12 protein-coding genes and 1 pseudogene are annotated in these 15,039 nt (G+C 50.2%); 4 read left to right on the top strand and 9 right to left on the bottom strand.

Features of this window, described 5'->3' with window-relative positions:
• Positions 1-323 precede the first annotated feature (323 nt).
• Positions 324-479, top strand: a complete 156-nt coding sequence (locus tag CIK87_RS14175; RefSeq protein ID WP_158216166.1) for a hypothetical protein — start codon at positions 324-326, stop codon at positions 477-479.
• 335 nt (positions 480-814) lie between these two features.
• Here the strand turns inward: CIK87_RS14175 and CIK87_RS00680 are convergent, their stop codons facing one another.
• From CIK87_RS00680 to alaS, 5 genes and pseudogenes are all read right to left on the bottom strand, one after another.
• On the bottom strand, positions 815-1,423 hold the full coding sequence (locus CIK87_RS00680) for a hypothetical protein (RefSeq protein ID WP_144008050.1): 609 nt from the start codon (positions 1,421-1,423) through the stop codon (positions 815-817).
• Positions 1,424-1,592: 169 nt separating this feature from the next.
• Positions 1,593-1,832: pseudogene (locus tag CIK87_RS14790) on the bottom strand (RHS repeat-associated core domain-containing protein); the annotation flags it as partial.
• A gap of 163 nt (positions 1,833-1,995) precedes the next feature.
• Entirely contained in the window at positions 1,996-2,757 is a 762-nt protein-coding gene (locus CIK87_RS00690) for a hypothetical protein (protein WP_144008051.1), read from the bottom strand.
• An 8-nt stretch (positions 2,758-2,765) separates the two neighbouring features.
• Positions 2,766-3,371, bottom strand: a complete 606-nt coding sequence (locus tag CIK87_RS00695; protein WP_094384599.1) for a hypothetical protein — start codon at positions 3,369-3,371, stop codon at positions 2,766-2,768.
• Between the two features lie 540 nt (positions 3,372-3,911).
• Positions 3,912-6,533, bottom strand: coding sequence for an alanine--tRNA ligase (gene alaS / locus CIK87_RS00700; RefSeq protein WP_094384601.1), 2,622 nt, complete (start codon positions 6,531-6,533; stop codon positions 3,912-3,914).
• A 112-nt stretch (positions 6,534-6,645) separates the two neighbouring features.
• Between alaS and CIK87_RS00705 the strand changes: the two genes are divergently transcribed.
• From CIK87_RS00705 to CIK87_RS00715, 3 genes are all read left to right on the top strand, one after another.
• Positions 6,646-6,993 carry a MerR family transcriptional regulator gene (locus CIK87_RS00705; protein WP_022310239.1) on the top strand — a complete coding sequence of 116 codons (348 nt, stop codon included), beginning with the start codon at positions 6,646-6,648 and terminating at the stop codon, positions 6,991-6,993.
• Between the two features lie 238 nt (positions 6,994-7,231).
• A complete protein-coding gene (locus CIK87_RS00710; RefSeq protein WP_094384603.1) occupies positions 7,232-7,474 on the top strand; it encodes a hypothetical protein in 243 nt (80 codons plus the stop codon).
• 961 nt (positions 7,475-8,435) lie between these two features.
• Positions 8,436-9,674, top strand: a complete 1,239-nt coding sequence (locus CIK87_RS00715) for a serpin family protein (protein WP_094384605.1) — start codon at positions 8,436-8,438, stop codon at positions 9,672-9,674.
• Between the two features lie 184 nt (positions 9,675-9,858).
• Here CIK87_RS00715 and CIK87_RS00720 read toward each other — a convergent pair whose 3' ends face one another.
• From CIK87_RS00720 to CIK87_RS00735, 4 genes are all read right to left on the bottom strand, one after another.
• Entirely contained in the window at positions 9,859-10,230 is a 372-nt protein-coding gene (locus tag CIK87_RS00720) for an ACT domain-containing protein (RefSeq protein WP_254046480.1), read from the bottom strand.
• A gap of 308 nt (positions 10,231-10,538) precedes the next feature.
• Complete coding sequence (locus tag CIK87_RS00725) at positions 10,539-12,824, bottom strand: bifunctional (p)ppGpp synthetase/guanosine-3',5'-bis(diphosphate) 3'-pyrophosphohydrolase (RefSeq protein ID WP_094384609.1); 2,286 nt, start codon at positions 12,822-12,824, stop codon at positions 10,539-10,541.
• A gap of 33 nt (positions 12,825-12,857) precedes the next feature.
• Entirely contained in the window at positions 12,858-14,159 is a 1,302-nt protein-coding gene (locus CIK87_RS00730) for a lytic transglycosylase domain-containing protein (RefSeq protein WP_094384611.1), read from the bottom strand.
• 51 nt (positions 14,160-14,210) lie between these two features.
• Positions 14,211-14,984 (bottom strand): DUF5683 domain-containing protein, encoded by a 774-nt coding sequence (locus CIK87_RS00735; RefSeq protein ID WP_254046481.1) that lies wholly within the window; start codon positions 14,982-14,984, stop codon positions 14,211-14,213.
• Positions 14,985-15,039 lie beyond the last annotated feature (55 nt).

The following is a 15,039-nucleotide window of genomic DNA, read 5'->3' on the forward strand; positions in this document are numbered from 1 at the left end:
CTTGTGTGATGTCGCAAAATCATGGTGGGCATGGTATTTGTTCTACCCATTAGGTGTGTTTCCTCTATAAATAGTATATTTTTATCCAACTGGTGTAAAATGGGTTTTATATATGTTTGGGATAAACGGACAGCCCTTTCTGCGTGGCGAAAAGGGCTTTTTCGGTCAAAATGGGTGTAGCCTTTCTGCCAGAGCTACACCCAAAATAACGCAAAGCCACACCTAAAACGGCAAAGCTACACGCCATTCTCGTTTCTTCTTCCTACTTTTGTGCCGCAAATGTAACACTTGAGTAATAAATAATGAATTAAACCTTAGTAATTATGGAGAAGAAAAATTATCAGAAACCCGCCGTCCAAGTCATCAACATCGGAACAGTAGCGATTATGGCTGCGTCAACTGAGACCATTCCTTTCGCCAAGCCAGAAGATTATGACAACGTAAAGCCAGATGAGAATGGATGGATTTGGGCTGATTAGCCAACCCACAGCCTTGTCGTAGTACAGCGCAAGGCCCAATGGACACAAGGTATGGCTCCTGGGACTATGGCAAGGCGTTGCCCCAAGAGCCGAAGATACTTTTGATTGACGGAGTAACAAAAAAAGTGGCAGCCGGAATGAGCTGCCACTTGCGTTATATGTACTCAGGAGATGTCTGCTTACAGATTGGCTAACCCACAGCCTTGTCGTAGAACAGCGCAAGGCACAATGGACACAAGGTACGGCTCCTGGGACTATGGCAAGGCGCTGCCCTGAGAGCCGAAGATACCTTCAACCCCAAACGGCCTAATGACCGCTTTGGGTTAAAAATAATTCTAAGGTGCGAAACTTGGGTTAGGACAGGTGAATCTAATATTTGATTTCTCAAATATTGGTAAGAACAGGGTGTCTGGCCTTGTATTTACTATTAACTTATCATCCTTTCTGTCTATATAGATAGACCGGAAAATATAATTATAAAGTTCACCATCAACGACATATCCATTGCTTTGTATATAAATATCTTGTACATTTTTGTATTTTTTCTTGTACTCTACAAAGCCTTCTTTATAGTACAGGTCTCTATCGCTGATGGAGTCAAAGCATATCACACATTTCCCATGTAACCATAGTGTATCCAATTTTTCTCGTCGCCCATAAAGAGGACGGTACCCTGGCCCTAAGATGAGACCCTTCAATACAATACTATCATCCCAAGACAGCAAGATGGGACGACTCAAGACAAAGGTATTGTATTTAGGGTGCCGTTTTATATAGTCATTTATGATACTAATAATCGAGTCGTTCTGTTTTATTTCAGTTAGCTCTATGCCATCTCCGTAAACACGCTTAAATCCTACCAAAGTAGGTTTACAACCAACCAATAGCATCATCACAAATGCAAAAAACAAAGTCAATAAAACTCTTAAAGCCCTTTTAGACATATTCTTACTCTTCCCCTTAATAGATTTGCACTCCATTCCTAACCAATTCTATTTCTCTATCATTATAAATAAATCCTCGTGTATATCCGTCATGCCCCACGATAAGAACAGGTAGTCCTCCCATTTTTTCTGAGAGTGAACCATCTGCGTATGATGCACGCTCATCGTGCGACCATGCGTAGTCTTTCTCCGCCAAGGCATCCACTGCGTTCCATCGTCCCGTCACGGGGGCGTAGTGGCGGGCACCGTGGTCGTACCAGTCGAGGCCATGGGTGCGGTCGAGCTCTTTGCCTATGTATTTGTAGGGTTGGGTGGCGTGGTCATTCTCTCTGCTTTCGACATTGGCGAAAGCAGAGAGGCTCAGTATGGTCATGAGCCCCAACAGCATTATGACAATCTGGCGGCGCATGGACTGGGGTTAAGATGTTTACATTGCAAATATAATAATAATGTACACACGCGCAAAGGAAATTGGCAGAAAATGATGACAGGTGGAGAAAATAGTATGATGCAGCTTGCTGAGGCCAAAGCTACTCATCCGCGTCATGGAAATCATAATCTTTATAGAGACTCTACTCCCAGTTACACCAATTTATTCCAATGCGCTTGACAAAGGATTTTCCACTGCTGTCATGATCCAGGTTCAACAAAATAGTATCATAGAATAGGGGAATGAATGCTTCTTTATCTAAAAACGGTCTGTGTCCTATCTCATATTTAGTATACCACGTATTCCCTTCGGTTCCGGCACGCATTATAACTATGTGTTTTACTGGGTATTTGTCATCCCATACAAAACCTAACTCCGAAGCAATATTGGCACAATATACACCAGCCTGCAGATCGTCCGTGTCACAGAACTTTCCCTCTACGCTTCCAGCGAGTAGGTCGAACAGTTCATCTTCCCCAGAGCGGTCGAAAATCAATGTGTCTGTCTTATTGGTTAGTATGGCATAATCTGCTCGGTCATACCTATCTTGTATGTCTATCTTGAACTTGCTTTTATAGCGTTTCTTCAATTCTTTCGTCGTTAAATTCTGCAGCGAGTTGTTATAGTAGTATTTGCGATTGTCGGTGACGACAACCATAGTATCTTTCACAATACCAACAAGGTACAATCCCAACGAACGTGCCAGAACAGCATATTCAAAGGAGTCGTATTTCGGAAAGATACGCACCCCTATTTTGGGATAATGCCAAGCATTATCGCATGAATAATAAGGGCCTTGTGAAAACAGGAGAGTGTCTTTTTCACATGGCGGGTGTGGCGTGAATCCCCACAAATTGCTGATACCAGCAACCAATAGTGTGATTAATAAAAATGAGTATCTCATAATGAATACTATTTGAAAGTTGTCATATATATATCTTCATTTATTATTTCGTTTTGATCTTTATCTAAGACAATTTCATGGAATAGACTTTTTGAACTATTCATGGGAATGTCGTATTTTGAGTACCAAATGCGTTCGTCATTTTTGAGGGGGCGTATAATGACATGGGATATTTTATCAAAGTCGATTTTGAACGACAGGCTGAAAAAATACATCAGCTTGGAAACGTTGCTTGGAAAATAAATAAATGTGCATGATAAGCAACGACCATTTGATATTCCTCTTTGCAAACTGTAGCTGGACTTGTTGTCGTTTTTCTTGAATATCAAAGTGTCTGTTTTGTTGACTACATGTACATACCGTGTCTTCCCCTGCTTTTTCTTGATACATTTATAGTATGGGCTCTTGAAATGCTTGAAGTTGACATCGCAGAATGCATCATTAGAAAAAAGAGCAGGGGCATCGGTGATGACGAGAAGAGTGTCTTTCAACTTCCCTACAAGGTATAATCTTCTTTCGTGTGCCAAGCACGCAGTTATGACATCATCTCTTTGTGGATAGATTTTTTGCCCGCATATCACTTTCTTGCCTACGATGAGCGTGTCGTTGTACATACTGTCCAAGTCACTCTCCTTTACAGTAGCGGCAAATATATCTGCGATACATATATTTGCGCATAAAAGTATAAAAGTTATAAGCCTATACATATTATCTACTTTTGAGATTAAGAATTTAATTTATTGGACAGGTAAAGTGGGCACCCAGTCTTTTTCCTTTTCCATAAGAGTAATGTATTTGTAGGGTTGGGTAGCGTGATTACTCTCTCTGCTTTCGACATTGGCGAAAGCAGAGAGGCTCAGTATGGTCATGAGCCCCAACAGCATTATGACAATCTGGTGGCGCATGGACTGGGGTTAAGATGTTTACATTGCAAATATAATAATAATGTACACACGCGCAAAGGAAATCGGGGGAAAGTGATGGCTGGGGGAGAAAATAATATGCTGAAGCCTGCCGTGTCCCGATGTGGTCAAGCAAGAGCAAAAACCAAGCAAGCCCTAATGACCGATTTGGCTTTGACAGACGGAGTAACAAAAAAAGTGGCAGCCGGAATGGGCTGCCACTTGCGTTATATGTACTCAGTAGATGTCTGCTTACAGATTGGCCAACTCGATAACCTTGTCTACAGCGGCAGAGATACCGTCGAGGTTCTTGCCACCAGCCTGGGCGTAGTGGGGCTGACCACCACCACCACCCTGGATGAGGCGGGCGGCTTCGCGTACCATCTTGCCGGCGTTGAGGTCATGGCTGCTCACCATGTCGTCGCTCAGCATCACAGAGAGCATAGGCTTCTCATTGGCGGTAGAGCCGATGACGCAGAGCAGATTTTCGGGCAGAGCCTCGCGGATCTTGAACACCAGATCCTTGGCTGCCGATGGCTCGAAGGGGATGACCGCCTTGATGACGTTGACGCCATTGACCACCTCGGCCTTCTCTACCAGAGTCTTCGCCATGCGCTCTACAGCCTGGGCACGGAATGCCTCGATGTCCTTCTTCATGGCGTCGTGCTCCTCGATATATTTGGCGATGACGCCCTGCAGGTCTTTGGCGTTGTTGAAGAGAGCCTTAATCTGGCGCATGCTGTCTTCGAGAGCGTAGTAAGCCTCTTCACAAGTCTTGCCAGTAAGTGCCTCGATACGGCGGATGCCGGCGGCTACCGAGCTTTCGCTGACGATCTTGAACATACCGATGCGGCCGGTGCTCTGGGCGTGGATACCACCACAGAACTCGCATGAGGGACCGAAACGGACCACGCGTACGCGGTCGCCATACTTCTCGCCGAAGAGGGCGATGGCTCCCAGTTCCTTGGCTTCCTCCATGGGGGTGTCGCGATGCTCGTCGAGAGGGATGTCCTGGCGTATCATGTCGTTGACAAGACGCTCAACCTGACGCAGTTCGTCATCAGTAACCTTCTGGAAGTGAGAGAAGTCGAAACGCAGCGTATTGGCACTGACATACGAGCCCTTCTGCTCTACGTGGTCGCCCAGTACCTGCTTGAGCGCATAGTCGAGCAGGTGGGTAGCGGTATGGTTGGCAGCACTGCCGGCACGTTTGTCGGTGTCGACACATGCCATAAACTGTGCGTTGATATTCTTGGGGAGAGCCTTGACGATGTGTATAGACTGGTTGTTCTCGCGCTTGGTGTCGATTACCTCTACAGTCTCGTCCTCGCTTACCAGCACGCCGGTGTCGCCCACCTGGCCACCCATCTCACCATAGAAGGGAGTATAGTCGAGCACCAGCTCGTAGAAGGTGTTCTTCTTCTGAGTCACCTTGCGGTAGCGCAGGATGTGACATTCGTATTCGGTGTAGTCGTAACCCACAAACTGCTGGTTGCCTTCGGCCACGTCGACCCAGTCGCCATTCTCTACGGCAGCGGCATTGCGGGCGCGCTCTTTCTGCTTCTGCATCTCGGCGTCAAACTGCTCTTCGTCGACGGTGAAACCGTGTTCACGACAGATGAGCTGGGTGAGGTCGAGGGGGAAACCATAGGTATCGAAGAGTCGGAATGCCTGAACGCCGTCGAGCTGGTTCTTGCCCTCAGCCTTGAGCTGGTCCATGGCGTTCTGGAGCATGTTGATACCCTTCTCGAGTGTGCGGAGGAACGAGTCTTCCTCTTCCTTCATCACGCGGGCGATGAGCTCGCGCTGTGCGGGCAGCTCGGGGAAGGCGTCGCCCATCTCCTGGATGAGCACGGGCAGCAGACGGTAGATGAATGCCTCTTTCTGTCCGAGGAAGGTATAGGCATAGCGGATGGCACGGCGCAGGATGCGGCGGATGACGTAGCCAGCCTTGGCATTGGACGGCAGCTGACCGTCGGCGATAGAGAAGGCCACGGCACGCAGGTGGTCGGCCACTACGCGCATAGCCACGTCGGTCTCTTCGCTCTCACCGTATTTCTTGCCGGTGATGCGCTCTTCCTCCTTGATGATGGGCTGGAAGATGTCGGTATCGTAGTTGGAGTGCTTGCCCTGCATCATGCGCACCAGACGCTCGAAGCCCATACCGGTATCGATGACGTTCATAGCCAGCGGCTCGAGCGAACCGTCGGCCTTGCGGTTGAACTGCATGAACACGATGTTCCATATCTCGATGACCTGTGGGTCGTCCTTGTTGACAAGGTCGCGGCCGGGCACGTCGCCACGCTGGTCCAGGGGGCGAGAGTCTACGTGAATCTCGCTACAGGGGCCGCAGGGGCCGGTATCGCCCATCTCCCAGAAGTTGTCGTGCTTGTTGCCGTTGATGATGTGGTCGGCGGGCACGTGCTTGAGCCAGTAGCGGGCTGCCTCTTCGTCGCGGGGGATATTCTCTTCGGGTGAGCCCTCGAAGACGGTGACATAGAGGTCGTTGGGGTCGAGATGCAGCACGTCGACGAGATACTCCCACGCATAGTCGATGGCACCCTCCTTGAAGTAGTCGCCGAAGCTCCAGTTGCCCAGCATCTCAAACATGGTGTGGTGGTAGGTGTCGTGGCCAACCTCCTCGAGGTCGTTGTGCTTGCCGCTTACGCGCAGACACTTCTGCGTGTCGGCCCGACGGCGTGGCTCGGGGTCCTTGGTACCCAGTATGATATCTTTCCACTGGTTCATACCGGCATTGGTAAACATCAGCGTAGGGTCGTCCTTGATTACCATCGGGGCCGACGGAACGATAACGTGTCCTTTAGACTCGAAGAATTTTTTGTACGAGTCGCGGATTTCTTTAGCTGTCATCATCTTTATTTTGCTTTTTATTATGCTTAATATTCAACATTTTATGAAAACACTTGCAAAGTTACCAAGTTTTGAGTATTTTTGCAAGAAATTGGAATAAAAAGCTACAAGTAAGATGCTTAAAAAGGACAAGGAACTGAAATTGTACTACTCCATCAAGGAAGTGGCCCAGCAGTTGGGGGTCAACGAGAGCACGCTGAGATACTGGGAGAAGGAGTTCCCACAGCTCAAGCCCAAGACCCAGGCGCTCAACAAGGTGCGCCAGTATACCGCCGAGGATATGGAGTTGCTCAAGACGATATACAATCTGGTCAAGGTGCGTGGCTTCAAGCTCGCCGCCGCCCGCAAGATGCTCAACGAAAACCGCCGGGGCGCCGACCGCAGCAGCGAGGTGCTCGAGACGCTCATCTCCGTGCGCTCGCAGTTGCAGGAGCTGAAGCGCCAGCTCGGCGGAATGGTCTGAGCGGCGAGAGAGGGTACACCTTATTATATTATAATGACACAGCCGCCCATAACGGGCGCACAGATACAGCCAGGGCTGGACGCTACCACCGTGTAGGGTCCAGCCTTGGTCATAGATGGGGGGCAACTCTGAACCGAAGGTCACCGGCGCGGAGCGGAAAGGAAACGGAGTTGCGATTAGCCGTAGGCGTTACCTGCAGCAGGACATAATATATAGGATGATATAAATACAAAAAGCCATGGCGGCTGTTGTCGGCTTCGCCTTTTTGTTGACGGCGGTGACGCCAGTTGGAAAACGAGTTTTCCTCCTTGTCATCACCACCATCCCCAACGCCATGCGCCGCATGGCGACAACAGCCGGCATGGTAAAAAAGGCCGTTGGCCGTTCAAAAAGTCCGCCGTTGGCGGTAAAAAAACAACTGCTTGTATGGTTCTTCGAAGAGAGCAATGAAGAAGAGGTGTTATATATCGACAAGAAATAAGCTAATCACTTTTTCTACCGGCGCAAGCCGGACTTTTTTTACCGCCAACGGCGGACTTTTTGTATCTTCTTATGCGAGTATATCCAGAGAATATCGAAGCGCACGAGACACACATGACGCCTACGGCTAAGCGCAACTCCTACAGAGTAGCTATAATAGTGGTGTCAGCTACCCAGGGTAGCGTGCTTCGCCCGCAACCCTGGGCTGGGGAATCGCAACTCCATTACCTTTCCGCTCCGCGCCGGTGACCTTCGGTTCAGAGTTGCCGCTGCTTGGGAACTTGCTGCTATGTGGTTTGTTAGGATTAAGATGGTGGGTTATGGGCAATCAGAGTATCAGACCTGTGGCTTAACCCAACCCAAATCCACTCTTCTAAAGTAAAATCCATGCAAGCCTTAATGACCGATTTGGGATAAAGCACAGCATACCAATTACCCTTATAAGTCATGATGTTTCAGCATTTTGTCTTTTTTTTCGTCACAGAATGAATTTTTCTGCTTTTTTTGTGGTTTCTCTTATTATTCATATCTTTACAGCCGTAAAAGCCTACAAACGCTATTAGTATAACCATAGTTATCTAACACATCACGATATACCAGACCACGCTGCCCAAAGGAGGATGCCAAACACCTGAAACGTAGGACTAAACTCAAAATGACATCATCATGACAAAGAAAGCAAAAATCTATCTGCTTCTGCCCTTGTTGGCCTTCTTGGCATCGTGCAGCAGCACCTGTTCGTGATAGACGGCTGCAAGTATCCTTGTAGAGTATGAGAAAGCAGGGACTTACAAACGAGATTATGCTTACCAGGGCAATTTCGGATGAAATCCAAGTTTCCATCCATTAGGTTCGGATGCCGATGATACCTATTATGTGATAGGTAATATTCTTGGATATAACACTAACAGGAGATACTTCAAATTAGAGAAATAATATTAACTGACAGATATCAAGCGATTATGAGAAAGATGATTTCTATGTTTGCCATTTCGGCGCTATTGGTGTCGATGGCAAGTTGCACCGACGACAAGGGAAACGGCGGTGGAAATGATGTGGATCTGAAGCCCATACCGCTGGCATACAGCCAGGTGCAGCAGACCGAGTTTGCACAGCAGAGCAACAAGTTTGCCAACAAGTTGATGGCCTTGCTCTCGGCCGACCCAGAGAAGCAGGGTGACAACGTGTGCGTGGCTCCCATGAGCATGCAGTATGTGCTCTCGATGCTGGCCAATGGCGTTGACGATGTTGCGGCGAAAGAGATAGTGGAAGCCTTGGGGTATGACGATATAGAGAGTCTGAACCAGGAGAATCTGGCTATGCTCAACAAGTTGGGCGAAGATGACCAATATGTAAAGATAGGCCTAAACAACAGCGCCTGGTTGGACAAGAAATATACCTATCGGTCTGGGTTTAAGAGCACGATGGATCAGTATTACAAGGCAAACCTGAGCGTGGTGGATATTCGCAACAATCCCAAAGCAATGCAGCAACGGGTTGACGCATGGGCTAAGGAAAGCACGAAAGGACTTATCACCAGTTTCCCTTTGAGTATAGACAATCTAACAGAATTCATTGTAGTAAATGCAAACTATTTTGACGGTAAATGGTCCAATCCTTTCAATGCCGCCGAATCCAAAGCCCTTCCATTCTATGGCCTTGATGGCAACCAACGCAACGTGATGACCATGTGCAACACGGAAGAGGTGAACCACTATCAAGACGACTCGCTGCAGATGGTGGAAATGCCTTACGGACAGGGCTATTACAGCATGATGGTGGTGATGCCCAAGAAGTCGGAATACCTGAACGATATTATTGAGAAAGCCGACTGGTGGGGATGGCACAACCAGATGACCAAGGGCATGGCTATCATTCGGCTTCCACGCTTCTCGGCAGAGGCCAGTTGGAAGAACATTATGCGCGCGATGGAATCTTTGGGTATGCCCTCACTTGACTGGGCTGCTATTCCTAAAGTTATTAATGAATATAATAATACCGTAATTACCCTCATCGCCCACAAGGTGGCCATCCATGTAAATGAGAATGGCACAAAGGCAGCAGGTGTGTCGGCAGGGGTTGGCATCGACGGCGCTATGACTCCTATGCCCAATCTCTCCTTCGACCACCCCTTCATCTACGCCGTCCGCGAGAACACCACGGGTGCCATCCTCTTTATGGGTAAGGTGGTAAAGCTGTAAAAGGTAATAGACAATGAGATAAGACGGCATGGCTGCCGCAGCCCCGTCTGCACAGTACTCGCCCCCATAGGTCAGCCCTACGGCTCCGCCTATGGGGGCTTGCCGCATAAAAAGGTAAGACCCGATGGCGAGTCTTACCTTGCTATATCCTGTGTGCGTGTCTGTGGCTGGCGTGGCGGCAGTCTCAGTTGATGCGCATCACCACCTGTATGCCATCCACTTTCTTGAGCCGGTCCATGATGAGTTTGACATCACTACGGTCGTGGACGCGAAGCTCTATCGAACCGTCGAAGATGCCCTCGTCGGCGGTGACAGTGAAGCGGTGGATGTTGATGTCGAGCTCGTCGGTGATGACCTTGGCCACATCGAAGTTCATACCCTTGCGGTCTATGCCCTTGATTTCGACGGTCGCGGCCAGTACTATCTTGCCTTCTGTTTTCAGGAAGGGCTGGGGGGAGGCCAGAGCGACGACGAGGATGCCCACTGGTATCGGCTCGCTGCCGAACAGGGCGAGAGCGCTGCTCAGTGCAATCTGGGCATCTGCTATGATAGACATTGCAATAATGGTCATGGATAGTCGTGTCTGTGATGATGGTTGCTGGCTCGTAACGTAAGGTACAGGACACGTAACGTAAGGCACGAGCCCACGTTTCATACGACACGAGCCCACGTGGCTTATGTTACGAGCTACCCGCTGTGGTCAGTGCGAGCGTGAATGGGCTCTGCGCGGCTGTGGCGATAATGACTGGCGTGCAGGCGGCAATGCCCGTCTGCTGGGAGGACAACAAAAAAAGGTAAGACCCGATGTGGAGTCTTACCTTGCTGTATCCTGTGCGTGCGCTTGTGGCAGGCATGGCGGCAGTATCAGTTGATGCGCATCACTTCCTGTATGCCGTCGACTTTCTTGAGCCGGTCCATGATGAGTTTGACATCACTACGGTCGTGGACGCGAAGCTCTATCGAACCGTCGAAGATGCCCTCGTCGGCGGTGACGGTGACGCGGTGGATGTTGATGTCGAGCTCGTCGGTGATGACCTTGGCCACATCGAATATCATACCCTTGCGGTCGATACCCTTGATTTCTACGGTCGCATCAAAGAACATCAGCCGGTGCATATCCCACTTGGCGTCGAGTATGCGGTTGCCGTAGCTCGTCTTGAGTCGGCTCGCCACGGGGCAGTTGCGCTTGTGTATCTCGATATGGTTCTTGTTGTCGATGTAACCCAGGATGTCGTCGCCGGGAATGGGGTGACAGCAGTCGCGGAAGAAGTATTTGCCGATGTGCTCTTCGTTGATAATACACGGCTTCTTCTTGTTGAAACCCTCCTTGACGGTGACGGGTTCCACAGTGTCGTCTTCATCCTTCTTCTTTTTCTTGTCGAGGCCGAGGAACGACACGTACTTGCGCCAGCTGGAGGTCGAGGTGCTCTTCTTGTCTTTCTCGTTGAGCTTGTCTATGTCTTTCTCGCCGAGCAGGATGGTGCGCTCGCCGATGGCGAGGAACAGGTCGTCGTGCTTCTGCATGTCGTGATACTCGCAGAGCTTGTCCAGATTGGAGGTGGTAAGCTCGAAGTCGTTCTTCTTCATCCAGTCGGTCAGAACCTGCTCTCCCTTCTTCTGGATTTCACGGTTTTCGCGGCGCAGGATGGCCTGTATCTTTGCCTTGGCTTTGGCCGACGAGCAGAAGTTAATCCACGAGGGCTGCACGTGCTGTGCCTTGGACGAGAGGATTTCTACCTGGTCGCCACTCTGCAGCTTGTGGCTCAGCGGCACCAGCTTGTGGTTGACTTTGGCGCCGATGCAGTGGCTGCCGAGGAAGGTATGGATTTGGAAGGCGAAGTCGAGGGCGGTGCTGCCGGCGGGCATGGTCTTGATTTCGCCCTTGGGGGTGAAGACGAAAATCTCTGAGGCAAAGAGGTTGAGCTTGATGGCGTCAAGGAAGTCCATGGCGTCGGGCTGTGGGTCGTCGAGTATCTCCTTGATGGTGCGCAGCCAGTTGTTGAGTTCCACCTCGTCCTCCTGGATATCTCCGTCCTGGCTGTCGTTGCCCTCCTTGTACTTCCAGTGGGCGGCAAATCCCTGTTCGGCTATCTCGTCCATGCGGTCGGAGCGTATCTGCACCTCTATCCATCGTCCCTGCTTGCTCATCAGCGTGACGTGCAGAGCCTGATAGCCATTGGCTTTGGGGTGGTTGAGCCAATCGCGCAGGCGGTCGGGGTGAGACTTGTAGATGCGGCTTATGGCGACGTAAATCTTGAAACACTCGTTGATTTCCTCTTCTCTGACCTTGGGCGTGAAGATGATACGTACGGCAAGGAGGTCATAGATTTCTTCGAAGGTGACGTGCTTGGTCTGCATCTTGTTCCATATAGAGTATGGGCTCTTGACGCGGGCGATAATCTTGTATTTCACCCCAGCCGCATCGAGGGCTTGCCTGATGGGGGCGGTGAATTCTTCGAAGAGCTTGTCGCGCTCCTCCTTGGTGAAGTTGAGCTTGTTGGTGATGTTGGCGTACTCCTCGGGGTGCTCGAACTTGAAACTGAGGTTCTCGAGCTCGGTCTTGATTTTGTTCAGACCCAGTCGGTTGGCCAAGGGGGCGTAGATGTACAGGGTCTCGCCTGCTATCTTGTACTGCTTGTTGGCAGGCTGCGACTCGAGGGTTCGCATGTTGTGGAGTCGGTCGCAGATTTTGATGAGGATGACCCTTATGTCGTCGCTCATGGTGAGCAGCAGTTTCTTGAAGTTCTCTGTCTGTGCCGAGGCATGGTCGCCGAAGATGCCTCCACTGATTTTGGTCAGTCCGTCAACGATTTGCGCTATCTTGGCACCGAAGATGTTTTCGATGTCCTCGACGGTGTAGTCGGTGTCTTCGACCACATCGTGGAGCAGGGCTGCGCTGATGCTGGTCGAGCCCAGCCCCATCTCCTCGCAGGCTATCTGCGCCACAGCGATGGGGTGCAGGATATAGGGCTCGCCCGACAGTCGCTTCACGCCCTTGTGGGCTTGGCGGGCGAAGTTGAAAGCCTTGTTGATAATATCTATTTTCTTGCGGTGGCGCGACGCGAGATACGTATCTTTGAGGTGCTGGAAGGCATCGTCTACCATCTGCTCTTCCAATTCTTCTTTGGTCTTAGGCAACTGACTTTCCATATCCTTAGGGTTGTAGGGTTGATATACGAGGGTTTACTTGACTCTGATTTTCTTGCCGGCTCTGATGTTGGTTCCACTTATCTTGTTGAGCCTCTTGAGCTTGGCTACCGTGGTGTGGTTGCGATGTGCGATTTCAGACAGCGTATCGCCGTTCTTGATGGTCACGCGTCTGCTGCCTCTGCCTCTTCTGCCTTTGCGTCGGCTCTTGCTTTTGCTCGACTTGGTGTAGGTGGGCACGTCGTCGTTGACCTTCACCTCCTCGCGCTTGGACAGCAGGTCCTGGGCGTTGTAGGCGAAAATGGAGTCTTGATTGTCGATGAACTGGGTGATTTGGGTCGATGGCAACCTCAACGCAGACAGCTTGGAGGTGCCGTTGACTATATCGCGGCGATACTGGGGGTTGAGCTCCTCTATCTGGCGCACGTCCATGTTGAGCACATGGGCTATCTGCTCAAAGTGTACGTCGCGGTCTATCATCACGGTGTCTGTCTTGGCTGGCAGGTCGGTCTCCATCGGACAGATATTGTGGTCGCAGTAATAAGTCATGATGTAGTTGGCGGCTATGAAAGCAGGTACATAGCCTCTCGTCTCCTGGGGGAGATAGGGATAAATTTCCCAATAATCTGCTTTTCCGTTGGCACGGTGAATGGCCTTGTTGATTTTTTCAGGTCCGGCGTTGTAGGCGGCAATCACCAGGTTCCAGTTGCCGAATATCTTGTACAGGTCGCTCAAATACCTTGCTGCGGCGTAGGATGCCTTGACGGGGTCGCGGCGCTCGTCGACCAGCGAGTTGACCTCCAGTCCGTAGTTCTTGCCTGTCTTGAGCATAAACTGCCACAGACCTGTGGCGCCGACTCTCGATACGGCTTTGGGGTTAAGTGCCGACTCGATTACGGGCAGATATTTGAGCTCGAGGGGGAGTCCGTAGGTTTCCAACGCCTGTTCAAAAATGGGCATATAGAAATTCTGTGCGCCCAGCATATAGCTTACCGAACGGCGTAAGCGGCTGCTGTAGCGGTCAATGAATTTCTGGACGATGTCGTTGTAGGGCATTTCTATCACCGACGGGATGCGCTTGAGCCTCTCCATATACTCCTCTTTGGTGTATATGGGATTGACGTTGGGCACATTGCAGTCTGTCGCCGGCTTCATGTAAGTCTTGGTGTTATACAGATGCAGCAGGCTGTCAACCTCTGTGATCATACCTTGCGGCAGTTCGATTACTTCTTCTTTTCCTTTGTCTGTTACCGTTATTTCAGTTTCCACGTTTTGGGCTTGGGTAGTATTCCATCCACACAGGGCCAAAACGGTCATAATCGCATATATTCTCTTCATTATATAATAAGATATCTTTTCTTGTTTGTCTTTTGTCTTCCCAGAGATAGTTCAGAATGTCAGCGAGCACTGCAGCCCCACTGCCGACGAGTTGAGCGGATTGTAGCTTGTCCATTCGCTGCGCTCCTTGATGACTGCGGGACTTACCTTCATACTCAGGTCTCTCGATATGTCAAACTCTGACAGCGATGCGTCAACGTAGGCATCGACCACGGATATCAGATACACGCCAACCATGGCGAAGACACTCATGTCGCGCCACTTGCGGTATCTGTCCTTACGGTTCTTGAACAGTTTCTGGTAATATTCTTTGTTGCTGTTATCTATTTGGTTGCCCAAATAAAGGAATTTGTTGTAGCTTTGGGTGTTGGGGTCGTTGTCCATCAAGTCCATGTAGGCTTGGGAATAATCCTTGTACATCATGTTATTCCAGCGCAGCGCGTAGGCACAGCCTACAAATCCACCGTAGATGATGGGCAGCTTCCAGTACTTTCGGTTGTATATCTGTCCGGCTCCGGGCAGCACCAGGGCGAGCCACATTGCGCGCTTGGTCTCTGGGCGCCACGTGCTCCAGTCTCTCTTCTTCTTCTGGGTCAGCGTGTCGGGAGTGAGGGTCAGCGGTGTCTCTGCCTGCACAGTCTGCGCAGTGTCGGGCGTGGAAAGAGCCTCGGTAGAGATGGCTGCCTCTATGTCCTTGGTAGCCTTGACCGTGTCCTTGATCGCCTCGGCTGTGCCCTTTACCACCTTGACCGTGTCCTTCTTCTGCGGCGCGGGAGTGGTGCCCCAGTCGGTCTTCCGGCTTTGGGCAGCGGTTGTCAGGGGCATAGTCATGGCCATGCAAACCACCAGTATTATGAGATATAACTTAGTGTATGACTTC

The organism is Prevotella sp. P5-64, assembly GCF_002251285.1.
Taxonomy (GTDB): domain Bacteria; phylum Bacteroidota; class Bacteroidia; order Bacteroidales; family Bacteroidaceae; genus Prevotella.